The sequence below is a fragment of the Brevundimonas sp. SPF441 genome, from assembly GCF_009661015.1.
GTDB lineage: Bacteria > Pseudomonadota > Alphaproteobacteria > Caulobacterales > Caulobacteraceae > Brevundimonas > Brevundimonas vesicularis.
Genome location: NZ_WJWX01000001.1, coordinates 322,681 through 344,975 on the forward strand (window position 1 = coordinate 322,681; position 22,295 = coordinate 344,975).

Consider the following 22,295-nt stretch of genomic DNA (forward strand, 5'->3'; position numbering starts at 1 on the left):
AGGAGCGCCCTTCGGCAAGGCCTCGCCCCCGAAGACGCAGACGATCGGTCGGGTGATTAGCTCAGTTGGTAGAGCAGCTGACTCTTAATCAGCGGGTCCACAGTTCGAACCTGTGATCACCCACCATCGTCGCTTCTCAAAAAAACAGACGTTCAATCGTCACGCATTGCGGTGGGCTAGGTCGAAGTCCCGCGCATTGGTTTCAAGGCCTCATAAAACGAGGATCGACAACTCAGCCAGTTCGCGCGACTGATCGCACACGGCGCCGCCCTGGCGCGATCACTTCGCATCTTCACCAGTTACGCCCGATGACTCCTGCTCCGCTGAAACGCATTCTGATCGTCGGGGGCGGCACGGCCGGCTGGATGGCCGCCGCCGCGCTGGCGCACGTCACGCGCGGCACGGTGGAGATCGAACTGGTCGAGTCCGAGGTTATCGGCACGGTCGGCGTCGGCGAGGCGACGATTCCGCCGATCCTGCTGTTCAACCAGTTGCTGGGCATCGACGAGAACGAATTCGTCCGCGCCACCCAGGCGACCTACAAGCTGGGCATCCAGTTCAACGACTGGTTCCAGAAGGGCCGGAGCTATTTCCACCCGTTCGGAACCTATGGCACGCGCATCGACGCCGCCTCCTTCCACCAATATTGGCTGAGGCTGAACAAGGCGGGGCTGGACGACGACCTAAACGCCTATTCCGTCACGACGATGGCGGCGCGCATGGGCCGTTTCACCCGTCCTGACACCGACCCGCGCGGCGCCGGCTCGCAGATGACCTACGCCTTCCATTTCGACGCCGGCCTGTACGCACGCTTCCTGCGCCGGCGCGCCGAGTCGCAAGGCGTCGTGCGTCATGAGGGCAAGGTCGCCGACGTGCGCCTGCGCGACGGCGACGGCTTCATTCAGTCGGTGCGGTTGGACGACGGCCGCGAGCTGGAGGCGGACTTCTTCATCGACTGTTCGGGCTTCCGCGGCCTGCTGATCGAAGGCGCGCTGAAGACGGGCTACGAGGACTGGACCCATTGGCTGCCGGCGGACCGTGCTGTGGCCATGCCCTGCACCCGGATCGGCGATCCGACGCCCTATACCCAATCGACGGCCCTTGAGGCGGGGTGGCGCTGGCGCATTCCGCTGCAGCACCGCACCGGCAACGGCTATGTCTATTGCAGCCCCTTCATCTCGGACGATGAGGCCCAGGCCAAGTTGCGCGCCTCCCTGGACGGCGAGGCGATGGCGGAACCCAACTTCCTGCGGTTCACCACCGGTCGCCGAAAGAAGACCTGGAACAAGAACTGCTTGGCCTTGGGCCTGGCGTCGGGCTTCCTGGAACCGCTGGAGTCGACCTCCATCCATTTGGTGCAGTCGGGCATATCCAAGTTGCTGCTGCACTTCCCCGACACCGGCTTCGCCCAGGCCGATATCGACAACTACAACCGCATGATGCGGCTGGAGACCGAGCGCATCCGCGACTTCATCATCCTGCACTATCATGCCACGGCGCGCGACGACTCGCCCCTGTGGCGCTACGTGCGGGCCATGCCGATTCCCGAGACGCTGAAGCAGAAGATGGATCAGTTCCGCAGCCGGGGCCGCATCTTCCGCTATGAGGACGAACTGTTTCAGGAGACGAGCTGGATCGCCGTGTTGCTCGGCCAAGGCGTCATCCCCGAGCGGCATGATCCGATCACGGAGACCATCCCTCTGGAGCAGGTCCAGCAATGGTTGCAGAAGATGAAGACGATGATCCAGCAGGGCGTGGCGCGGATGCCGACCCACGAGGCCTTTATCGCCGCCAACTGCAAGGCGCCGCCGATCAACTGAACCACTCGACGCGACCAAACTGATTAGGTCTGAACAGACCGTTGAGCTCTTGGATTTCGCGCGACGGGGCTTAAATGCCGATGCCTGCCGCTGAACGGAATCCGACCTATGGCCGACTACGACTACGACCTCTTCGTCATCGGCGCCGGTTCGGGCGGGGTGCGGGCGGCGCGGCTGACGGCGCTGGATGGCAAGAAAGTCGCGGTCGCCGAGGAGTATCGGGTCGGGGGCACCTGCGTCATCCGCGGCTGCGTGCCCAAGAAGTTCATGGTCATGGCCTCCGAGGTCAGCCACGCGCTCGAGATCGCCGAGGGCTACGGCTGGTCGTTCGACAATGCGAAGTTCGACTGGCCCACCTTCCTTGAAGCCAAGGACGTCGAGATCGCGCGCCTGTCCGGCATCTACGCCGCCAATCTGGGCAAGGCCGGGGTCGAACTGGTCCACGGGCGTGCGGTCCTGAAGGACGCCCACACGGTCGAGATTGTCGGCAAGGATCGCACCATCACCGCCGAGAAAATTTTGATCGCCACGGGCGGCCGCCCCTGGAAGCCGGACGAACTGCCGGGGATCGAGCACGCCATCACGTCCGAAGAAGCCTTCCACTTGCCGGAGTTGCCCAAGCGGATCCTGATCGCGGGCGGCGGCTATATCGCGGTGGAGTTCGCCGGCATCTTCGCGGGCCTAGGCGTGGAGACGACCCTGATCTATCGCGGCCCCAACATCCTGCGCGGCTTCGACGACGATGTGCGCGCGCACTTGGCCGGAGAGATCGAAAAGCGCGGCATCAAGGTCATTCTGGGCTGCCAGCACGAGGAGATCGAAAAGACTGACACCGGTCTGGTCAACCACCTCGAAAACGGCATGAAGCTGGAGACGGACGTCGTCATGTTCGCCACCGGCCGTATCCCTTACGTTAAGGATTTGGGGCTGGGGAGCGCAGGCGTCGAGCTGAATGAGGCCGGCGCCATCAAGGTCGATCCCTATTCCAGGACGACGGCGGACAACATATGGGCCATCGGCGACGTCACTGATCGGATGAACCTGACGCCCGTGGCCATCCGCGAAGCCGTCGCCTTCCATCAGACCGTCTATCGCGACAATCCCCAGCACTTCGACTACGAGGCCGTGGCTACCGCCGTCTTCAGCCAGCCGCCGGTCGGGGTCGTGGGCCTCAGCGAGGCGGAGGCCCGCCGCTCCTGCTCGAACGGCGTCGACGTCTATGTCACTCGGTTCCGGCCCATGAAATACGCCTTCACCGGCTCGGACGAGCGGGTGCTGATGAAGCTGGTGGTCGACGCCGACAGCCAGCGCGTGGTCGGCGTGCACATCGTCGGCCCCGACAGCCCCGAGATGATCCAGCTGGCCGCGATCGCCGTGAAGGCCGGCCTGACCAAGGCGCAGTGGGACGCCACCTGCGCCGTCCACCCGACCATGGCGGAAGAGCTGGTCACGCTGAAGGAGAAGCAGTCGGGCGCGACCTCGGCCGGCTGACGGTTGCTCTCAGGGCCGAGGCCGCTCGCGGAATCGTTCCAGCAGATCCAGGCGGGCGCTGAAGGGCACGGGCGTCACGGCCGGTCCCCGATTGCCGAAGTTCATCAGCCGGGTGTCCACACGGGTCGCCGTAGGCCAGCGCGGCCGTCCAACGCCATTGGGATCGCCCGAGCGCGCGAAGGCGGTCCAATAGCCCATCATCGCCTCCGACGCCTTTCGGTCCCGATCCTCGACCGGATACGGCAGAGTGTTCAACGTGCCGAACACATAGGGCCGCTCGATCGCATGGGTCGCGCCGCCATGCGGCTCGGGATTCTGCGGCGACGAGATATCGAACCGATAGAGCCAGGCCGGATGGCCCGCCTTGGTATGCAGCCGCGCCAGCATCCGGGCCGGCTCGGAGAACACCAGATCCGTAATCGCCAGCTTGTCGAACGCCTCCAGCCCGCCATAGGCTTGAACGGCGTCGGCGCGCTCAAGCCAGGTCATGTCGTCGTCGATCTGACCATAGCCGTTGCGATCCGTGGGCCGCATCCACCAGAATTCGGCGCTGTTGCTGCCGATGATGAAGGGCACCGGGGCCTGCCGCCCCGCCTTGAACGCCGCCTCGACGGTGGACGGCACGATACGCCCGTCGATCAGCGTCAGGTCGCCGTTGGCGAAGACCGGCGGAGGCGTCAGGAACAGATCGGCCGGCGCCGCGCGCAAATCCGCCGCCGTTCGCAATCCCGCGCCATAGGCCCAGACCTCGCCGCGCTCCCGCGCTGAAGGCGCGCCATAGGGGCCCTTGCGGTCCAGCGGCGTCTGCAGCTCACGGCCCAGACCGGACTGAACGATCGCCCGATCGAACAGTCCGCGCGCTGGCGGCGAGATCATCAGCCGCGTGACGATCGCCCCGCCTGCCGATTCGCCGAAGATGGTCACGTTCCTGGGGTCGCCGCCAAAGGCCGCGATATTGGCGCGCACCCATTTCAGCGCCGCCGTCACGTCCATCAGACCGTAGTTGCCAGCCGCCTCGCCTGCCGGCCGCTCGGCCGCCAGCGCCGGATGATCGAAGAAGCCCAGCCGCCCCAGTCGATAGTTCAGCGTCACCACGACCATGCCGCGCTTGGCCAGGTTCGTTCCGTCATACAGCGGCGCGGTTCCCGACCCGTTCACCAGGCCGCCGCCGTGGATCCAGACCATGACCGGGGCGGGCTGAGCCGCACTGATGGGCCGCCAGACGTTCAGGTTCAGGCAATCCTCGCTCATCGGCAAGGGACCGACTCCGGGGTCGCCGTTCGGCGGCGCCTGGATGCACAGCGGACCATAGGCCGAGGCGTCGCGCTGGCCCTGCCAGGTCGGCGCGGGGCCGGGCGGTCGCCAACGCCGCTCGGCCGTCGGCGGCGCCGCATAGGGAATGTTCTTGAACGCCGCCACATCGGCATCCGCACGTCCGTTCAGGACGCCCTGCGGAATGCGGACGGTGGACTGGTCGGCTGCGGGCGCCATCATGAGCGAGAGGGTGGCGAAAACGCCGGCGATTGTCATGCGCGCTGATTAGCAAATTACGGCGGCGCGCCAATCATCTTGCGATCACAGATCACGACACACGGCGAGAGAACCGATTTCGATGTGGCGCGTTATCGCCAAGCTGTGCGGGGTAAGTGTTGAACGAAGCGGCAAAATCTGGCGATCCGACCGTTAATCTGGGTGCGGCTTTCGAGGCCTCGCCCAATCCCTATGTGCTGCTTACGCCTGACCTTCGGATCGCCGAGGTCAACCAGGCCTATATGGATGTCACGGGCGCCAAGCGCAGCGAAGTGTTGGGCCAACCTCTTTTTGCCGCCTTTGACTCGGGCCCTGGCTCGGACGCCCCGGAGAACGTCCGCCAAGTCCGTGCCTCACTGGAAAAGGCGCGCGACACCCGACAACGCGATCACCTGGCGGTCGTGCGCTTTTCAATGCCCCGAGCCCAGCCGGACGGCAGCGAGATTTTCGAAGAGCGCCTTTGGAGCGCCACCCATACGCCCATCCTGAACGCCGACGGCGAAGTGGTCATGCTGCTTCAGCACACCACGGATGTGACGGATCTGGCGCCCGTCATCCGCCCGGATGAGCCGACAACCGCGCTGGACGCGATTGTCGGCGGCTCGGTCCTGCGTCGCGCCCAGTCGGTGCAGGAGGACAATCGTCGCCTGGAGACCGAGCGCAATCGCCTCGTTGAAATGTTCATGCAGGCCCCAGGCTTCGTCGCCATCCTGTCCGGGCCGGATCACCGGTTCCAGATGCACAACGACGCCTACAGCCAGCTCATTGGTCACAGGGATATCGCCGGCAAGCCCGTCAGGCAGGCCCTGCCGGAACTGGAAGGCCAGGGCTTCTACGAGTTTCTCGACAGCGTCTTCGCCACAGGCGAACCCTATGAAGGGCGCGAGAGCGCGGCCCAGCTGCAGCGAAAGCCCGACGGGCTGCTCGAAACCGTCTATCTCAACTTCATCTATCAACCGATCCGCGACGACTCAGGCGCGGTCGTGGGCATCTTCGTTCAGGGCCACGACATCACCGAAAACGTGCTGGCCGCCCAGCGCCAGAAGTTGATGATCGACGAGCTGAATCACCGCGTGAAGAACACCTTGGCCACGGTGCAATCCATCGCCATCCAGACGGCCCGCTCCAACACCGATCCGGCCAGCTTCGCCGAGACCTTCCAGTCCCGGATCATGGCCCTGTCGCACACCCACAATCTGCTGACGCAAAGCCATTGGGAGGGCGCCGACCTGCGCGCCATCCTGGAACATGAGACTGAAGCTTACGGGCCGGCCCGCATAAGCCTGAATGGACCACCGGTGGCGCTGGAGCCGGCCGTCGTTCTGTCTCTGGGCATGATCTTCCATGAGCTTGCGACGAATGCCGCCAAATACGGCGCGCTGCATACGCCGGACGGTCGCATCCTCATCGACTGGGGTCTGGCGGATCAGCGCGACCGCAAACTCAAGCTGAGCTGGCGCGAAATTGGCGGGCCCAAAGTTACGGCTCCGGACAGAAGAGGCTTCGGTAGCCGTTTGATTGAACGAAACATTCGACATGATCTGGCGGGCGAGATCGATCTGGTCTACGCCCCCGATGGATTGATCGCGGAACTGACGGTTCCATTGGACAGGACGGCCGCACAATGACTCAACCTCTGACCGGTCGCCGTGTCCTCGTGGTCGAGGACGAATCGCTCGTCGCCATGCTTCTGGAAACCATCTTGGAAGACATGGAATGCGTGCCGATCGGTCCCGCCTCCAATGTGGATGACGGTCAAAAGCTGGCTCGGGACACGGAAAATCTCGACGCCGCCTTGCTGGACGTGAACGTCGCCGGCCGTCAGGTCTTTCCCGTCGCCGAGGCGTTGAAGGAACGCGGCGTGCCGTTCGTCTTTTCGACCGGCTATGGCGAAGGCGGACTGCCCGACGAATGGCGCGGCCAGCCCACGATCCAAAAGCCCTTCACAGAAGCCGCCATCCGCGACGCCCTGATGAAGGCCATGGGAGTGGCTCAAGCCTGAGGCCTAGCTCGGCATCCGCCGCGGCGCGAACCAGCCTTTGTCCGTTCTGTAAATACTGCCGGCGGCCGTCATAACATCCAGAGTGTGTCGTAGGTTTTCGGCGACCGCTTTCGCGCCCTTTGGAATCTCGAGACAGGATGCGAGATGTTCGACGTCCACCGGTCGCCCCTCCCCGCGCATCACCTCCAACACGGTCATAATCCGCGCGATTTCGTCAGATGGTAAGATCGGACGAGAAGTGGGCGCCTCTTTCTGCATCGATGGGTGTGATTTGCGGAATTTGGGAGACCTGGCTGTCTGGTAGTCAGGTCGAACATAACGAATCTGGCCCGCATCTTCCTCCGCTGATCGGCTTTGATTTAGCGCCGCCAGCAGTGAAATGACGGCCTCGTCACCGAGATCAGAGGGCCATCCATAAGCTTTCAACACCAGCGCATCCAAACGCTGGTTAAAATGCAAAAGCAGGTCCACGCACCCTGCCTGCCGGATGGTTCGATCATTGTCGGTAAGCGCTACGCCCGCCAGGATCTTTTGCATCACGTTGTACAGGCCCGTCATCGACAGGTCCTCATTTTGACCCAGCACGCGGGATCTCAGATCGTCCAGGCCCTCAGCAACGGTGGCGATTTCCTCACGCAGCATTGGACTCGCGTTTGGGAAGGGAAAGCGGTCGAAACACATTCCCTTAGAATAGACAGGTCGATCTGCGAGCTTTCCACCGACGGCTAGCGCCCACACCCGATGGATCCTGGTTGACAGCACGCCCAGCACGAAAGGGTCGTCAGACGCGATGCAGACCAGCCGATTATCCGGCAATATCGAGGCGTCCAGAAACCGGAACCAACGATGTTTGGACGTCTCTACCGTCACAATGAAGCGCGACAATCCTTTCAAGGCCTGACGAAGTTCTCTTCTCGGCTCGCCGAAAATCCACCAGTTTTCACGATAAGACGCTCTGTTGTTAGCGTCCCGGTCCGGTTTCACTGTTTCCATCAAATGCTGCATGAAGCCGGGATGCTGTCGGATGGCCTCTTCCTGTGACCATCCGTACAGATCGATGGCTTGAAGGTCCCGCGAGCGGTCCGTCAAATCCTTGCCGTTGCGATAGAGCCTGAGGGGTGCCGTCTGTCGATCAATCGATTGGTTCGCCAATGCAGCGGCTTTCTCCGAAGCAATCAGGAAGCCGTCTCCCATCAACTGCACGCCGCGGTAAGCCAGCATCGCGTTGGCCTTCAGGCGCACGGTTCGTTCGACACCGCGCCCAAGCGTGAGATCGCTGCCGATATCGCCTCTGGCTTCTGAGTAAATCACGCCATCCGCGCTCTCCCGCGCGACGGTCAGCAGTCTTCCCCGCCCGTTGGGAGGTCCAGCTTCTGCGACCAGCATCGCCACCCTGACGGCTGCAGCGCCCTTGCCCTTAGTCCAGGGATGATCAGCTATGGCGAACGTTAATCGGATCGGCACATCGCCCTGAAGCCTGTCCTCAATGACTCGGCGCGAAAACGTTTGGGTGATGGAGTTTGTCGTCACAAAACCGAACGCTGCAATGCAGGTGCAGGCGTGGATAGGGTTCTAAGCGAACCAGACAGATCATCGAACGAACCTCGGTTTGCGGCATCTTCGATTAGAATTTCCGCCGCTCGATCCCACCAAACCGTGACGATATCGGCAGACCGAAAGCGCTCTCCACGAGAGGCCCACAGAGCCTCGGCGTAGTCCGAGCCCAGTGCGTCACAAAGATTCTTCCCTGCGATGAAGGGGGGATTTCCGATGATGAAATGGGCTTTCGGCCATGCCGGCGCGAAGGGTTCAATGTGTCGTACGCCGTCTGTTGATAACGAACAGGGCATCTTAGTGGTCCGCAGCCTTACAAAGAATATCCAGCTCACTTTCCGAAACCGCGATCGCCGCGTCTTCGGCATACAAGCCGCCATTGTACCAGAGCATGTCGCATCGAAGGACCGGACAGTAACCCCCTGTATCCATCGTGCGAAACACCTGACTGATCGCCTTGCTGAAGTTCCTCGCAGCCCCCCGATAGCTTTTAAGGAACTCGCCAAAGGCTCGGTCCGGGATTAGCTGCACGCTGTCGGCAAACATTGCGAAAACGCACTGCATCACAAAGACGGCCGCTCGCCGTTCCCATGCAGCGCGATGAACCGGATCGTTCGCTGCCCCTGCTTCACGCGAGAAGCGTTTTCGGAAGGACTGAACCAGCCGTCCTAGAAGAGTAGCAATCTCTGTCGTTGCCTCCTCCACACGCCTTGCAGGGTCCAACGACATGGGATCGCTCCACACGGCCGCCAGGCGCTCCCTGATCTTGGGATCGCGCAGATCCGAAAGCGCAATCCGGTAGTTTTCGCGGTCGGGATACTGGAGGTAGGTCTTTCCCATCCGGCTGAAGTCGGACCAGAGTTCAATGGTCCGCCCCACGTCGACCATGATGAGGAACGGGGGCCACCCGTCCAACGCTCGCGCATAGCCCTTCGCCTAGGCCCGAGCCTTCTCCATTTTTCGTTCGACAACGTCGGGTCCGACCAGCTTCATCTGCCGCTTGTCGGGACTGCTGGCCAACCGCTTGGCTGTCTGTTTCGCCTCAAGCACGAAACATCCGCGCCGATAGCAGTCGATGTAGCCCCAATGGGAGCTGAGGTCGTCGTGACGGAACCTTACGATCCGTTCGAACCCGTAATCGGGGTCGCCGATCTTTTCGTCGTTGGGAGCAGCGACGCCAAGCACCCTGCAGAGTTGGATAACGAAAGACTGTGCTGTCTGCCGCTCTGAAGCCGACGCGTTTGTCCAAATCCTGATGAAATCTTCCACATCCATAAGTCGCACTCCAGAACTGGAACGCGCCTTTAGCGTGCATTTTAATCGGCCACAACCGGGGATTATGTTTGGCCGAGAAGCGTCGGCTTCCCTAACCAGTAAGACAGTTCAGCGGGCCGCGAAATGTCCCAGATCGCCAAATCAGCGACTTTTCCGTTTTCCAGGGTGCCGATCTCGCCCAACAGGCCCAACGCCCGCGCCGCCTCTCGCGTCGCGCCGGCCAAGGCCTCTTCCGGCGTCAGGCGGAACTGAACACAGGCGAGGTTGAGCGCGGCGGTCATGGAAGCGACGGGCGATGTGCCGGGGTTGCAGTCGGTGGCGACGGCCATCCGCACGCCGTGGCGGCGCAGCAGATCGACGGGCGGCGCCTGGGTCTCGCGCAGCATCAGATAGGCGCCGGGCAGCAGGACGGCGACCACGCCTGCGGCGGCCATGGCGGCGACGCCTTCCTCGTTCGCATGTTCGATGTGATCGGCGGACAAAGCCTGATACCGCGCCGCCAGGGCCGCACCGCCGCCGTTCGACAACTGATCGGCGTGCAGCTTCACCGGAAGACCTAGAACCCGCGCCCTATCGAAGAGACGCGACACCTCTGCGGTTGAGAAGGCGATGGGTTCACAATAGGCGTCGACCGCGTCGACCAGACCTTCGGCATGGGCGGCAGGCAGGATGTGGTCGATGGCCAGATCGACATAGGCGGCCCGGTCGTCGCCATATTCGGGCGGCACGGCATGCAGACCGAGATAGCTGGTACGGACACGCACCCCGCCCTCGCGCCCGATCCTGCGCGCGACGCGCAGCATCTTGAGCTCCGTCTCAAGGTCGAGACCATAGCCGGACTTGATCTCGACGGTGGTGACCCCTGTGGCCTTCAGCCCCGCCAGACGTGTCATGGCCGACGCGAACAGATCATCCTCCGACGCGGCGCGCGTGGCCTTCACGGACGAGACGATGCCGCCGCCCGCCCGCGCGATCTCCTCATAGGTCGCTCCGCCCAGCCGCTGTTCAAACTCGGCCGAACGGTCGCCGCCGAACACCAGATGGGTGTGGCAGTCGATCAGACCAGGCGTGATCCATCGCCCGTCCAGCCGCTCGGTTTCAGCCGCTTCCACGGCCGGCAGGTCAGCGCGCGGTCCCACCCAGACGATGCGGCCATCGGCGACGACCACGGCGGCGTCCTGAATCGCGCCATAAGGGACCGGTCCCTTGACCATGGTGGCGGCATGGCAATCGATCAGCAGACGGTCGGCCTTCATCGGCGAGGCTCCTTTGCCAGAACGGGTGAATGAGCGGACGAGAAGCGCGCCACCAAATCGTAGCGGTCGCCGGGGAAGGTCTGCCACACCCGCGTCACCCCCTGCCCGTCCCGCCATGTCCGGCGCTCGACGCACAGGCAGGCGGCGCCGGGCTTGAGTTCCAGTAGGCGTGCAGAGCGGGCGTCGGCCGCGATCGCTGAAATGCGGTTCTCAGCCTCAGTCCAAGGCGCGGAGTCCAGCAGCCAGCTTCCTGGCGGAACCGTATGAAAATCCACGTCTATGGCTTGAGGCGCCGCGCCGAGCGCGATGAGCCGATGTTCCAAGGCCAGCGGCGCGCCGTCGGCGCTGTGCAGACACGTCAGATCCAGCAGACGACCTCCCGACGCGAGTTCGATTTCGTCCTCACCGTCCGGCTCGCGTTCGATCTGCTCCAGCAGGACATAGCCGTAAACCTGCCCGCGCTCGATCACCTCGGCCCGCAAATCGGGAATAGCCAGGACGGCGGCGTGGGCCTTGGGCTGGGCGACGAAGGTGCCGACGCGACGCCGACGCGTCACCAGCCCCCGCCCAGCCAGTTCCGAGATGGCTTTGGAGACCGTCATTCGCGAACAGTCGTAGCGTTCGGTCAGCTCATGCTCGAACGGAATGCGGTCGCCGGGCGATAGCTCGCCGGACAGGATAAGCCCCTCAAGGTCGGCATAGATGCGGCGATGTAGGCTCACCCCAACACCGCCGACAGGGCCTTGCGATAGCGCGCCTCGATGCCGTCTCGGGCGATATGGCGGCCGTCTTTCACGACCTCGCGGCCCGCTCGCCACACCGAACGGATCGAGCCCGTCGGCGCGCCGAAGATCCAGCTGTCGAGCACCGCATCGCCCGACCGTCCCGCAAAGGCGACGCCGCTCGTATCCAGCGATACGATGTCCGCCGACGCCCCGACGCTCAGACCCGACGCCGCACCTGTCGCCTGGACGCCGCCCGCCAACGCGCGATCGAATAAGGCGCGCCCCGTCGAGCGTTCAGGGTCCGCCATGACGGCGCGACCGCGCAGCGCCAGCCGCTGACTGTATTCCAGCATCCGCAGTTCGTCGGCCACGCCGATCTGCACATTGGAATCGGTCCCGATGCCAAACCCGCCGCCGGCGCGCGTGAAATCGACTGCCGGGAAGACGCCGTCGCCCAGATTGGCCTCCGTGATCGGGCACAGACCGACGACGGCGCCGCGCGCGACGACGCCGCGCCACTCGGCTTCAGTCACATGGGTGGAGTGGATCAGGCACCAGCGCCGATCGACGGGCGCATTGGCCAGGAGCCATTCGACCGGCCGCGCGCCCGACCAGGCCAGACAGTCCGTGACCTCCTTGGTCTGTTCCGCCACATGGATATGGATCGGCCCATCGCCCGCCAGCGAAGGCATGGCCGCCAACTCTTCCGGACTGACGGCGCGCAGGCTGTGCGGCGCGACCCCGACCACGGCGTCGGGCAGATCGGCGGTCAGGGTCCGGCATCGCGCGACCAGATCGGCGAATCCGTTCAGATCGTTGATGAAACGCCGCTGTCCATGCGCCGGCGGCTGTCCGCCGAACCCGGCATGGGCGTAGAAAACCGGCAGCAGGGTCAGGGCAATGCCCGTCGCCTGCGCCGCCGTCACGATCCGCGCGGCGATCTCGGCCCGGTCCGAATAGGCCGCGCCCGACGGGTCATTGTGTAGATAATGGAACTCGGCGACGCGGGTGAAGCCGCCCTCCAGCATTTCCAGGAAGGCCAGGGCGGTGATGGCCTCGATCTCTTCCGGACCGCCCCGATCAAGGAAGCGGTACATCAGCTCGCGCCACGTCCAGAAGTCGTCGTCCGAAGGCCCCCTCGCCTCGGTCAGGCCCGCCATGGCGCGCTGAAAGGCGTGGCTGTGGACATTGGCGACGCCCGGCAGGGCGACACCGCCCCCTTCGTCCGCCGGGCTGCGCGCAACGTCTGTTTCCAGACTGACAATCCGTCCGCCAGCCAAGCCGATCCGCACATCTTGCGCCCATCCATCCGGCAAGAGGGCTGCCTCGAACCATAGGGTGCGATCCACAGGCTGCGGCTGAAGGGTCACTGGACAGGTCCGTGTCGTTACGATCAATATGTCTAGACATACCACGGTGGATCGATTTGGCGAGGGAGGCCGAACGGATGCAGGACTGGCTGACCATCCACGAAGGTTCGGCGCCGCTGGTGATCGGCCTGCCGCACACGGGCACCGACATTCCGGCTACCATCGAGGCGCGGATAACCTCGCCTTGGCTCGCGCGCAAGGATGCGGACTGGTGGGTGGATCGGCTGTACGACTTCGCGATCGACATGGGCGCGACTCTGGTGCGAACGGGGGTATCCCGAACCGTCATCGATGTGAATCGCGATCCGTCGGGCGTCTCCCTCTATCCCGGCATGACCACGACCGGCCTGTGCCCGACCGAGACCTTCGACGGGGAGCCGCTGTATCGGCCGGGCCAGGAACCCAATCCGGCCGAAATCGCCGAGCGACGCGCGATCTGGTTCGATCCCTATCACGCCGCCCTGCAGGGCCAGTTGGAGCGAATGCGCAGCTACGGCCCGGTCGTCCTCTACGACGCCCATTCCATCCGGTCCGTCGTGCCGCGCCTGTTCGAGGGCGAACTGCCTCAGTTCAATATTGGCGACAACGACGGCGCAACCTGCGCGGCCGAACTGACGCAGGCTGTCGAAAAAGCCTGTGCGATCAGTGGCGACAGCGTGGTCGTCAATGGCCGGTTCAAGGGTGGTTGGACCACGCGTCATTACGGCCAACCCGACGCAGGCGTTCACGCCATCCAGATGGAGTTGGCGGACCGGGGCTACATCCTCGATCCCGCCGGCACGGTGTCGCCCGACAACTGGCCCAGCCCCTATGAGCCGGATCGCGCCGAGCCGATGCGCGGCCATCTGCGCCGCGTCCTGACCGCCTGCATCGCCTTCGCCGAGAGCCAACGATGAACACGCCCAACGCCCGGATCGTCCGCAGCCCGCGCGGACCCGAAAAGACCGCCAAGACTTGGGCCGCCGAAGCGGCCATGCGGATGCTCATGAACAATCTGGACCCCGAGGTGGCCGAGCGGCCGCAGGACCTCGTCGTCTATGGTGGCATCGGCAAGGCGGCGCGGGATTGGGCGGCGTTCGACAGGATCGTGGAAACCCTGCAGACGCTTGAGGCCGACGAGACCCTGCTGGTGCAATCCGGCAAGCCGGTGGGCGTCTTCCGCACCCATGCCGATGCCCCGCGTGTGCTGATCGCCAACTCCAACCTGGTGCCGAAATGGGCGACCTGGGAGCATTTCAATGAACTCGATCGCAAGGGCCTGGCCATGTATGGCCAGATGACCGCCGGCTCGTGGATCTACATCGGCACGCAAGGCATCGTTCAGGGCACCTATGAGACCTTCATGGAGGCTGGCCGCCAGCACTACGGCGGCGACTGGTCGGGCAAGTGGATTCTGACCGCAGGCCTGGGCGGCATGGGCGGAGCACAGCCTCTCGCCGCGACCATGGCGGGCGCTTCCTGCATCACGATCGAATGCCAACGCAGCCGGATCGAGTTCCGTCTGCGGACGCGTTACGTCGACGTCATGGCCGAAACTCCGGACCAAGCCCTGGCTTTGCTGGAGCAATCGTTTCGGGACAAAAAACCCTTGTCGATCGGCCTGTTAGGAAACGCAGCCGATCTATTGCCTGAAATGGTCCGTCGCGGTGTGCGGCCCGATCTGGTCACCGACCAGACCAGCGCGCACGATCTGATCAACGGTTACCTCCCCTCAGGCTGGACCGTCGCGGAGTGGGAAGACAAGCGCGTCAGCGAACCCAGCAGCGTCGCCGCCGCCGCGCGCGCCTCCATCACCGCTCATGTGAAGGCCATGCTGGACTTCCAGGCGATGGGCGTGCCGACCACCGACTATGGCAACAACATTCGTCAGGTCGCCCTCGACGCGGGCGTGACGAACGCGTTCGACTTCCCCGGCTTCGTGCCTGCCTACATCCGCCCGCTGTTCTGTCGGGGCATCGGTCCGTTCCGCTGGGCGGCCCTGACCGGCGATGCGGAAGATATCAAAAAGACAGACGCGGCCATGAAGCGCCTGTTCCCCGACAATGCGGGTTTGCATCGCTGGCTCGACATGGCGGGCGAGCGCATTGCTTTTCAGGGGCTTCCGGCCCGCATCTGCTGGATCGGATTGGGTGATCGCCACCGCGCCGGACTGATGTTCAACGACATGGTGGCGTCGGGCGAACTGTCCGGCCCTATCGTGATCGGCCGCGATCACCTGGACAGCGGTTCGGTCGCCAGCCCGAACCGCGAGACCGAGGCCATGATGGACGGCTCGGACGCCGTGTCCGACTGGCCGCTGCTGAACGCCCTGCTGAACACGGCCTCTGGCGCCAGTTGGGTATCGCTGCACCACGGCGGCGGCGTCGGCATGGGCTATTCCCAGCACTCGGGCGTCGTCATCGTCGCGGACGGGACGCCGGAAGCCGCCCAACGGCTCGAGCGGGTGCTGTGGAATGACCCCGCCACGGGCGTCATGCGTCACGCCGACGCCGGCTATGAGATAGCCCGCGCGGCCGCGCGGGAGCACGAACTGAACCTTCCGAGCCTGAAGGCCTGAGCCATGACCGCGATCACCCTCGGCCAATCGCCTCTCACCCTGGCGCAGCTTCGTGCGGTACTGGACGGGCCCGCTACCGTCTCACTGACGCCCACCGCCTGGGCCGATGTGGAAAAGGGTGCGGCGACCATCGCCGCCATCGTCGCCGAGGGGCGCACCGTCTATGGCGTCAACACCGGCTTCGGTCTGCTGGCCAACACCTCCATCGCGCCTGAAGATCTGGAGACGCTGCAGCGTAATCTGGTTCTCAGCCACGCCTGCGGGGTCGGGCCGCTGCTGCCGGATTCGGTGACGCGTCTTCTGATGCTGCTGAAGATCGCCAGTCTGTCGCGCGGCGCCTCGGGTGTTCGGCGTGAGACGCTGGAGGCCCTGATTGCTCTGGTCAACGCGGACATCCTGCCCTGCATTCCGTCCAAGGGATCGGTCGGCGCCTCGGGCGACCTGGCGCCGCTGGCTCATATGTCCTGCGTCCTGATCGGCGTGGGCGAGGCGCGGCTGAACGGGGAAACCTTGGAGGCCGAAGCCGCTCTGGCGAAGGTCGGCCTCACTCCCCTGACGCTCGGCCCGAAGGAAGGCCTGGCGCTGCTGAACGGCACCCAGTGCTCGACGGCGCTGGCCCTTGCCGGTCTGTTCGCGGCCGAGGCGGCGTTCGCCGCCGGGATCGCTGCCGGGGCCTTGTCGGTCGATGCGCTGAAAGGGTCCGACGCACCCTTCGATCATCGCATCCACGCCCTGCGCGGCCAACCGGGCCAGATCGCCGTCGCCGCCCGCCTGCGCGAGTTGATGGCCGGCTCCGCCATCCGCGACAGTCACCGCGACGACTGCACCAAGGTCCAGGACCCCTACTCCCTGCGCTGCCAGCCCCAGGTCATGGGCGCAGTCCTCGATGTGCTGACCAACGCCGCCGCCACGCTGGCACGTGAAGCCAACGCCGTGACCGACAATCCGCTGGTCTTCATTGAGGATGGCGATGTCATTTCTGGCGGCAACTTTCACGCCGAACCTGTTGCTTTCGCAGCCGATCAGATCGCCATGGCTCTGTGCGAGATCGGCAATATTTCGGAACGCCGCACGTCGATCTTGGTCGATCCCAAGATGAGCGAACTGCCGGCCTTCCTGGTCAAGGAAAGCGGCCTGAACTCCGGCTTCATGATCGCCCAGGTGACGGCCGCCGCCCTGATCGCCGAGAACCGCATGGTCGCTCATCCGTGCAGCGTGGACACCGTGCCAACCAGCGCCAATCAGGAAGATCACGTCAGCATGGCCACCCACGGCGCGCGCCGCCTGCTGGACATGGCCGAGAATACGGCGACGGTGGTCGGCATCGAGCTTCTGGCGGCGGCGCAGGGACTGGAGTTCCATCGGCCGCTCACCAGCTCGCCGCCGCTGGAACAGGTCTTCGCCATCGTGCGAGAAGCCGCCGCCCCCTATGCCAGCGACCACTATTTCGCCCCGGACATCGCCCGTGCGACCGACGCCGTGCGCGCGGGTCGTTACCGACCCTTTGCGGCGGACCTGCTGCCTTCGGCCTGATCCGGCTCAGCCGCCGAGAACACCCAGGTGTTCCAGCAGGATGGCCGTGCCCAGACCGATCAGGGCCACGCCGCCGATGATCTCGGCCGTCTTGCCGAAGCGCGTGCCTACGGCCTTGCCGATCAGCATGCCGATGGTGGTCAACACAAAGGTGGTGAAGCCGATCGAGGCGGCGATCACCCAGATATTGGCCCCGATGAACGCCAGCCCAACGCCCACGGCCGCAGCGTCGATGCTGGTTCCGACCGCCGTCGCCACAAGCGCCCACGGGCCGGACCGGCGCGGCACCTCATCCTCGTCCGCGCCACGCGGTTGAACGCCTTCCCAGATCATCTTGCCGCCGACGATCAGCAGCAGGGTGAAGGCGATCCAGTGATCCACCTTCTCAACCAGGCCGGCGGCGATGATGCCCAATCCCCAGCCGATCAGGGGCGTGATCGCCTCGATGACGCCGAAGACTAGTCCAGCCTTGACGGCGTCCTTGACGGCGGGTCGATGCGACGCCCCGCGTCCGACGGCGGCTGCAAAGGCGTCCGTGGACATGCTGAGCGAGAGAATGGCGATGGCGCCTGGGGTCATGGGACAGCACTCGACCGGACGCGTGACAGCGGTCCTGCACCGGCCGGTCGCGGCGTCAGGACACGCTGGTCTCGCTAGGCGGTGGTTCCGCTGATCGCGCCACGCGCCGAAGCGCGAGTATGTTGACGCGATCCCGACGACGAACGCCGGAAGCTACTCCCCAACAGGAGGCGGCTCTCTACACGCCGCTTCCTGCGCTTGGCAACCTCACAGGTCGATCAGGCGCCCGACTTGGGCGCCGTCGCGGCGGGCGCATCATCGCGCGACGAGGTCGATGCGCCGGCCGGTTGGCGCTCGACCGTCAGGGCATAGGCGCCCATCTGGTTGGGCCCGTAGGCGCGAGCGCGCAAGACGTACCAGCCGTCATCCGGCGCGGTCCAATCCAGCTTGGCGTGCGCGTCGGACAGGCTGTCGTCATCGGTGGCCAGGCTGGTGAAATCGCCGTCCTCATCCTGCTTGCCCAGGTCGATGAAGGAGTCGAAGGCATTCGACACCATCGTCAGACGCAGCTTCTCGTCCTTCTTGGCCTGGAAGCGGTAGGCGTCGAAAAAGGCGCCTTCGTCGCTGAGCGCGGCGCTGTTCGACAGGGTTCCGCGCACGGTCGACCCGATCAGCAGACTGCCGGGCTTGGGCTCTGGCCCGCGATCCAGCAGTTCCAGTGAATAGAGGCCCTTGCTTTCCGCATCCAGCGGCATGGCGCGGACCACATAACTACCGTCCGACGGCAGGGTGAAGTTCAGCCGCGAATCCGTGCCCTCGGCCAGGCCGTCGTCATCGCTGGCCAGCGCCTCGAACTCACCGTCGGCCTTGCCGATCTCCAGATAGGCGTCGAAGTCGCCGGACCGCAGGATCGCCTGAACGCGCTGGCCTTCCGTTCCAGCAAAGACATAGGCGTCATAGCGTTTGCCATCGTCGCCCTGGGGGTCCTCGTCGGTGATCTCGCCCTCCACGGTTTGACCCAAAGTCGCCGTGGTCGGCGGCGGCGGCGGCGCGGTTTCGGTCAGCTTCAGCGTATAGTCGCCCTCGGCCTCGTCACTGAATCCACGCGCCTCGATGATGTAGTCACCGTCGGCGTCCAAGGTGCGGGCGATGCGGGCGTCGGTGCCCGAGCCGGCGCCGTCATCGTCCTCCGCCAGAACGGTATCGTCCGAAGCACGGCGAAGCGTCAGATAGGCGTCGAAGTCGCTCGACTTCATCTCGATGGCCACGCGCTGGCCGTTCGTCCCGGTGAAGCGATAAGTCTCCGCGCGCTGGCCGCCGTCGTTCGTGGCGCTGTCCGAGTCCAGTTCACCCTTGATCTCGTCACCGATCGCGATGGGCTTTGACGGCGGCGCGGGCGGCGCCTCTGCCAGGCCCAGTTCGTAGCGACCCAGCCCGTCTTCCAGCGACGTGGCCCGGATCACATATTCGCCCGTGGTCGGCGCCGTGAAGGTCAGCCGCGAATTCAGCCCACCGCCGGGCGCATCGTCGTTCGAACTGATCTCGACGAAATCGGGACCGTTCATCCGCCCCACCCGCACCAGGGGATCGAAAGCCTCGGAGTCCAGCGTCACCACAAACCGATCGCCGGCGTTGGCGCGGAAGGCGTAGGCGTCATAGCGGCCGCCGTCTTCCTGCTCAGGATCGCGAGCCGTCAGTTCGCCGCTCTGGGTCGCCCCGACACGAATGCCGCTGGGTCGCGGCGCTCGCGGCGGCGTCGGGCGTTCCTGCAACAACAGACGATAGTCGCCGCCGTCCAGTCCGCTCAGCGTCCGGGCCCTTAGAACATAGGTCCCCGCCTGTTCCGGCGTGAACCGCAGCCGCGCATTGGTGCCGTCCCCCAACCCGTCGTCGTCGGACGCCAGCGGCTCGCCCGCTGCGCCGTCGGCGTAGACTTCCAGATAGGCGTCGAAAGCGTCCGATCTCAGCATAGCTTCCAGCCGCTGCCCCGCCCGCGCCTCGAACCGATAGTCGTCGTAGCGATATTCGTCATCCGCCGCCTTGGCGTCGCCGTCCGTCAGGGCGCCGTTCACATTGGCCCCGATGCGCAGCGACTGCGCGTCCTGGGCCACGGCCGGCGCGACCGCCCACAAGAGGGCCAGGGTGCTGACAGCGGCGGCGAGCGACGGACGGTTCATGAATTCCTCCAGCATAGGCTGCGGATCATAGACGCCGAACCGTGACGGCTGTAAATCGCCGCCATCCTGATTTCCCGCCAGACGGAGCTGCCATGTCGGCCCAATCCACGCCTGCGACGCTGATCGACGGCAAGGCCTTCTCGGCCGCCCTGGTGGAACGCGTCGGCGCGGCCGTCGCCCGGCTGGAAGCCGCGCACGGCGTCAAACCCGGTCTGGCCGTCGTCATTGTCGGCGAGGACCCGGCCAGCCAGATCTACGTCCGCAACAAGGGTGAGACGACGCTGCGCGCCGGCATGCGCTCCGACACCCACCGCCTGGCCGAATCGACCCGCCAGGATGAACTGCTGGCCCTGATCGCCCAGCTGAACTCGGACGCCGGCATCCACGGCATCCTGGTTCAACTGCCCCTGCCCGCCCACATCGACGCGACGGTGGTTCTGGACGCCATTTCGCCGGACAAGGATGTGGACGGCTTTCACGTGGTCAATGCGGGTCGTCTGGCCGTCGGCCTGCCGGGTTTGGTCCCCTGCACGCCCCTGGGCTGTCTGATGCTGCTGAAGGATCAACTCGGCGATCTGTCGGGCCTGAACGCCGTCATCGTCGGCCGTTCCAACATCGTCGGCAAGCCGATGGCGCAACTGCTGCTCGGCGAAAGCTGCACGGTCACCATCGCCCATTCGCGCACGCGGGACCTGCCCGAGGTCTGCCGTCGAGCCGATATTCTCGTCGCCGCCGTCGGTCGGCCCGAGATGATCAAGGGCGACTGGATCAAGCCGGGCGCGACCGTCATCGACGTGGGCATCAACCGCGTCCCCTCGGCCGACCCCGTCAAGGCCGCCGAGGGCAAGACCCGCGTCGTCGGCGACGTGGCCTTCAAGGAGGCGGTCGAGGTCGCCGGCCGCATCACGCCGGTGCCGGGCGGCGTCGGCCCCATGACCATCGCCTGTCTGCTGGCCAACACCTATTCGGCCGCCTGCCGTCTCAACAATATCCAACCGGAGCCATTGGACGCTTGATGCATTCATTGGGCCGGTGAATAGTCCCGCCCCACGGCGCTATCGCCGAACGGGAGATGTCATGGTCCGCCTCAATGCTCGCGCCGTCGCTCTGACCGGCGCTCTGATCATCGTCCCCGCCGGGGCGGGCTGCGGCTACAACACCATTCCGACCAAGCAGGAACGCGCTGAGGCGGCCTGGGCCGATGTGCAGAGCCAGTATCAGCGCCGCGCCGACCTGATCCCCAATCTGGTCGCGACGGTTCAAGGCGCCGCGATCCAGGAACGCACCACCCTGACGGACGTCATCAACGCCCGCGCCCGCGCCACCTCGGTCAATGTCTCGGCCGACGACCTCGATAATCCGCAGGCCTTCCAGCAGTATCAGGAAGCCCAGGGCCACCTGTCCGGCGCCCTGTCGCGCTTGCTCGTGACGGTCGAGGCCTATCCGCAACTTCAGGCCAACCAGAACTTCCTGACCCTGCAGTCGCAACTGGAAGGGACTGAAAACCGCATTCAGATCGCGCGCCGCGACTACAACGAGGCCGTTCGCGACTACAACACGACCCTGCGCACCTTCCCGCAGGTGATTTGGGCCAAGACCCTGCACGGCGGGTCGCAGCCGATGCAGTTGTTCACCGCCACCGCCGCCGCCCAGTCGGCGCCGCAAGTCAACTTCAATCTGAACGCCCCGCCCGCCAACGCCTCGGCGCCCGGCGGCGGCGCACCGGCCGTGGCGCCGGGCGCGACCCCGCCCGCCCAGTGACGACCATCCAAGCGGCGGCGCGGCGTTCGCCTGGCGTCGCCGCCCTCCTTTTTGGCCTTCTCATCGCCTTGCTGCTCGTCCTTCCGGCGGCCGCGCAGAGCAAGATCGACTTCCCGCCACTGACCGGCCGCGTGGTCGATCAGGCCAATCTGCTCGATCCGGCGACGGAACAGGCCCTGACTGAAAAGCTCGCGGCGCTGGAAGCCAGTTCGACCGACCAGCTGGTCGTCGTGACGGTCAATAGCCTTCGGGATCAGGAGATCGAGGACTACGGCTATCAGTTGGGCCGCGCCTGGGGCATCGGCCAGAAGGAAAACGACAACGGCGCCCTGCTGATCGTTGCGCCGAATGAACGCAAGGTCCGCGTCGAGGTCGGCTATGGGCTGGAGCCCATCCTGACCGACGCCTTCTCGTCCCAGGTCATCCGCAACGACATCCTCCCGTCGTTTCGAGACGGCGATTATCAGGCCGGCGTGATCAAGGGCGTGGACGCCCTGATCGCCCAGCTTTCGCTCGACCCGGCGGAGGCGCAGGCGCGCGCCCAGGCCGCCGCAGCCGAGCAAGCCGACACCAAGGGCGACTCCATCATTCCGCTGGTCATCATCGCCGGGCTTTTCCTGTTCATCTTCTTGATCGCCATGCGGTCCGGGCGCGGACGACGCAGCAATGTCAGCTCGGTCCTTCTGTGGGCGGCGTCAGAGGCGCTGCGGAACTCCGGCAGAGGC

At 65.0% G+C, this 22,295-nt stretch carries 19 protein-coding genes, 1 tRNA gene and 1 riboswitch; of the genes, 11 read left to right on the plus strand and 9 right to left on the minus strand.

Features of this window, described 5'->3' with window-relative positions; all coding sequences use genetic code 11:
- Positions 1 to 50: 50 nt before the first annotated feature.
- The 3 genes from GGC30_RS01555 to gor all read left to right on the plus strand — a co-directional run bounded on the left by GGC30_RS01555 (position 51) and on the right by gor (position 3,311).
- A tRNA-Lys gene (locus GGC30_RS01555) sits at positions 51 to 126 on the plus strand.
- 182 nt (positions 127 to 308) lie between these two features.
- Positions 309 to 1,820 carry a tryptophan halogenase family protein gene (locus GGC30_RS01560; protein ID WP_153922202.1) on the plus strand — a complete coding sequence of 504 codons (1,512 nt, stop codon included), beginning with the start codon at positions 309 to 311 and terminating at the stop codon, positions 1,818 to 1,820.
- 108 nt (positions 1,821 to 1,928) lie between these two features.
- Positions 1,929 to 3,311, plus strand: a complete 1,383-nt coding sequence (gor, locus tag GGC30_RS01565) for a glutathione-disulfide reductase (protein ID WP_153922205.1) — start codon at positions 1,929 to 1,931, stop codon at positions 3,309 to 3,311.
- A gap of 9 nt (positions 3,312 to 3,320) precedes the next feature.
- Here the strand turns inward: gor and GGC30_RS01570 are convergent, their stop codons facing one another.
- On the minus strand, positions 3,321 to 4,841 hold the full coding sequence (locus GGC30_RS01570) for a carboxylesterase/lipase family protein (protein ID WP_153922208.1): 1,521 nt from the start codon (positions 4,839 to 4,841) through the stop codon (positions 3,321 to 3,323).
- 119 nt (positions 4,842 to 4,960) lie between these two features.
- Here GGC30_RS01570 and GGC30_RS01575 point away from each other — a divergent pair, with 119 nt between their 5' ends.
- Together GGC30_RS01575 and GGC30_RS01580 are read left to right on the plus strand one after the other, a co-directional pair.
- Positions 4,961 to 6,469, plus strand: coding sequence for a sensor histidine kinase (locus GGC30_RS01575; protein WP_153922210.1), 1,509 nt, complete (start codon positions 4,961 to 4,963; stop codon positions 6,467 to 6,469).
- Positions 6,466 to 6,843: a response regulator gene (locus tag GGC30_RS01580; RefSeq protein WP_153922213.1), complete on the plus strand. Its 378-nt coding sequence runs from the start codon at positions 6,466 to 6,468 to the stop codon at positions 6,841 to 6,843. Before GGC30_RS01575 ends, GGC30_RS01580 begins: the two co-directional genes overlap by 4 nt.
- Positions 6,844 to 6,846: 3 nt before the next feature.
- Here GGC30_RS01580 and GGC30_RS16420 read toward each other — a convergent pair whose 3' ends face one another.
- The 6 genes from GGC30_RS16420 to GGC30_RS01600 form a co-directional block, all read right to left on the minus strand.
- Positions 6,847 to 8,373 (minus strand): type IIL restriction-modification enzyme MmeI, encoded by a 1,527-nt coding sequence (locus GGC30_RS16420; protein WP_228763518.1) that lies wholly within the window; start codon positions 8,371 to 8,373, stop codon positions 6,847 to 6,849.
- Positions 8,374 to 8,694: 321 nt separating this feature from the next.
- Positions 8,695 to 9,285 (minus strand): type IIL restriction-modification enzyme MmeI, encoded by a 591-nt coding sequence (locus GGC30_RS16425; protein WP_228763519.1) that lies wholly within the window; start codon positions 9,283 to 9,285, stop codon positions 8,695 to 8,697.
- Positions 9,286 to 9,333: 48 nt separating this feature from the next.
- On the minus strand, positions 9,334 to 9,672 hold the full coding sequence (locus GGC30_RS16430; protein WP_228763520.1) for a type IIL restriction-modification enzyme MmeI: 339 nt from the start codon (positions 9,670 to 9,672) through the stop codon (positions 9,334 to 9,336).
- 62 nt (positions 9,673 to 9,734) lie between these two features.
- Positions 9,735 to 10,928 (minus strand): imidazolonepropionase, encoded by a 1,194-nt coding sequence (gene hutI, locus GGC30_RS01590; RefSeq protein ID WP_153922216.1) that lies wholly within the window; start codon positions 10,926 to 10,928, stop codon positions 9,735 to 9,737.
- The gene (gene hutC / locus GGC30_RS01595; protein WP_370451822.1) at positions 10,925 to 11,650 is read right to left on the minus strand and encodes a histidine utilization repressor; all 726 of its coding nucleotides are present in this window, start codon (positions 11,648 to 11,650) and stop codon (positions 10,925 to 10,927) included. The genes hutI and hutC overlap by 4 nt, the downstream gene beginning before the upstream one ends.
- Positions 11,647 to 13,023: a formimidoylglutamate deiminase gene (locus GGC30_RS01600; protein ID WP_370451823.1), complete on the minus strand. Its 1,377-nt coding sequence runs from the start codon at positions 13,021 to 13,023 to the stop codon at positions 11,647 to 11,649. The genes hutC and GGC30_RS01600 overlap by 4 nt, the downstream gene beginning before the upstream one ends.
- A gap of 77 nt (positions 13,024 to 13,100) precedes the next feature.
- Between GGC30_RS01600 and hutG the strand changes: the two genes are divergently transcribed.
- From hutG to hutH, 3 genes are read left to right on the plus strand one after another with little or no spacing between them, the layout of a single operon-like run.
- Positions 13,101 to 13,919, plus strand: a complete 819-nt coding sequence (hutG, locus tag GGC30_RS01605; RefSeq protein ID WP_153922221.1) for an N-formylglutamate deformylase — start codon at positions 13,101 to 13,103, stop codon at positions 13,917 to 13,919.
- On the plus strand, positions 13,916 to 15,580 hold the full coding sequence (gene hutU, locus GGC30_RS01610; RefSeq protein WP_153922224.1) for a urocanate hydratase: 1,665 nt from the start codon (positions 13,916 to 13,918) through the stop codon (positions 15,578 to 15,580). The genes hutG and hutU overlap by 4 nt, the downstream gene beginning before the upstream one ends.
- Before the next feature lie 3 nt (positions 15,581 to 15,583).
- Positions 15,584 to 17,113, plus strand: coding sequence for a histidine ammonia-lyase (hutH, locus tag GGC30_RS01615; protein WP_153922227.1), 1,530 nt, complete (start codon positions 15,584 to 15,586; stop codon positions 17,111 to 17,113).
- A gap of 6 nt (positions 17,114 to 17,119) precedes the next feature.
- Here hutH and GGC30_RS01620 read toward each other — a convergent pair whose 3' ends face one another.
- Together GGC30_RS01620 and GGC30_RS01625 are read right to left on the minus strand one after the other, a co-directional pair.
- A complete protein-coding gene (locus GGC30_RS01620) occupies positions 17,120 to 17,692 on the minus strand; it encodes a manganese efflux pump MntP family protein (RefSeq protein WP_153922230.1) in 573 nt (190 codons plus the stop codon).
- Positions 17,693 to 17,719: 27 nt separating this feature from the next.
- A riboswitch (yybP-ykoY riboswitch) is annotated at positions 17,720 to 17,863 on the minus strand.
- 47 nt (positions 17,864 to 17,910) lie between these two features.
- Positions 17,911 to 19,809: a PPC domain-containing protein gene (locus GGC30_RS01625; RefSeq protein WP_153922233.1), complete on the minus strand. Its 1,899-nt coding sequence runs from the start codon at positions 19,807 to 19,809 to the stop codon at positions 17,911 to 17,913.
- Positions 19,810 to 19,901: 92 nt separating this feature from the next.
- Here GGC30_RS01625 and folD point away from each other — a divergent pair, with 92 nt between their 5' ends.
- The 3 genes from folD to GGC30_RS01640 all read left to right on the plus strand — a co-directional run.
- Complete coding sequence (gene folD, locus GGC30_RS01630) at positions 19,902 to 20,825, plus strand: bifunctional methylenetetrahydrofolate dehydrogenase/methenyltetrahydrofolate cyclohydrolase FolD (RefSeq protein WP_153922235.1); 924 nt, start codon at positions 19,902 to 19,904, stop codon at positions 20,823 to 20,825.
- 61 nt (positions 20,826 to 20,886) lie between these two features.
- Positions 20,887 to 21,570 carry a LemA family protein gene (locus tag GGC30_RS01635; protein WP_153922238.1) on the plus strand — a complete coding sequence of 228 codons (684 nt, stop codon included), beginning with the start codon at positions 20,887 to 20,889 and terminating at the stop codon, positions 21,568 to 21,570.
- The coding region (locus tag GGC30_RS01640) for a YgcG family protein (RefSeq protein ID WP_370451824.1) at positions 21,567 to 22,295 on the plus strand (729 nt) is incomplete at its 3' end. The genes GGC30_RS01635 and GGC30_RS01640, both read left to right, overlap by 4 nt.

Excerpts from the sequence above, each read along its gene's own strand:
- folD (WP_153922235.1), top strand. The coding sequence starts at position 19,902 with ATGTCGGCCCAATCCACGCCTGCGACGCTGATCGACGGCAAGGCCTTC.
- GGC30_RS16430 (WP_228763520.1), bottom strand. The coding sequence starts at position 9,672 with ATGGATGTGGAAGATTTCATCAGGATTTGGACAAACGCGTCGGCTTCA.
- gor (WP_153922205.1), top strand. The coding sequence starts at position 1,929 with ATGGCCGACTACGACTACGACCTCTTCGTCATCGGCGCCGGTTCGGGC.
- hutH (WP_153922227.1), top strand. The coding sequence starts at position 15,584 with ATGACCGCGATCACCCTCGGCCAATCGCCTCTCACCCTGGCGCAGCTT.
- hutI (WP_153922216.1), bottom strand. The coding sequence starts at position 10,928 with ATGAAGGCCGACCGTCTGCTGATCGATTGCCATGCCGCCACCATGGTC.
- GGC30_RS01580 (WP_153922213.1), top strand. The coding sequence starts at position 6,466 with ATGACTCAACCTCTGACCGGTCGCCGTGTCCTCGTGGTCGAGGACGAA.
- GGC30_RS01625 (WP_153922233.1), bottom strand. The coding sequence starts at position 19,809 with ATGAACCGTCCGTCGCTCGCCGCCGCTGTCAGCACCCTGGCCCTCTTG.
- GGC30_RS01560 (WP_153922202.1), top strand. The coding sequence starts at position 309 with ATGACTCCTGCTCCGCTGAAACGCATTCTGATCGTCGGGGGCGGCACG.
- hutU (WP_153922224.1), top strand. The coding sequence starts at position 13,916 with ATGAACACGCCCAACGCCCGGATCGTCCGCAGCCCGCGCGGACCCGAA.
- hutG (WP_153922221.1), top strand. The coding sequence starts at position 13,101 with ATGCAGGACTGGCTGACCATCCACGAAGGTTCGGCGCCGCTGGTGATC.
- GGC30_RS01620 (WP_153922230.1), bottom strand. The coding sequence starts at position 17,692 with ATGACCCCAGGCGCCATCGCCATTCTCTCGCTCAGCATGTCCACGGAC.
- GGC30_RS16425 (WP_228763519.1), bottom strand. The coding sequence starts at position 9,285 with ATGGTCGACGTGGGGCGGACCATTGAACTCTGGTCCGACTTCAGCCGG.
- GGC30_RS01635 (WP_153922238.1), top strand. The coding sequence starts at position 20,887 with ATGGTCCGCCTCAATGCTCGCGCCGTCGCTCTGACCGGCGCTCTGATC.
- GGC30_RS01570 (WP_153922208.1), bottom strand. The coding sequence starts at position 4,841 with ATGACAATCGCCGGCGTTTTCGCCACCCTCTCGCTCATGATGGCGCCC.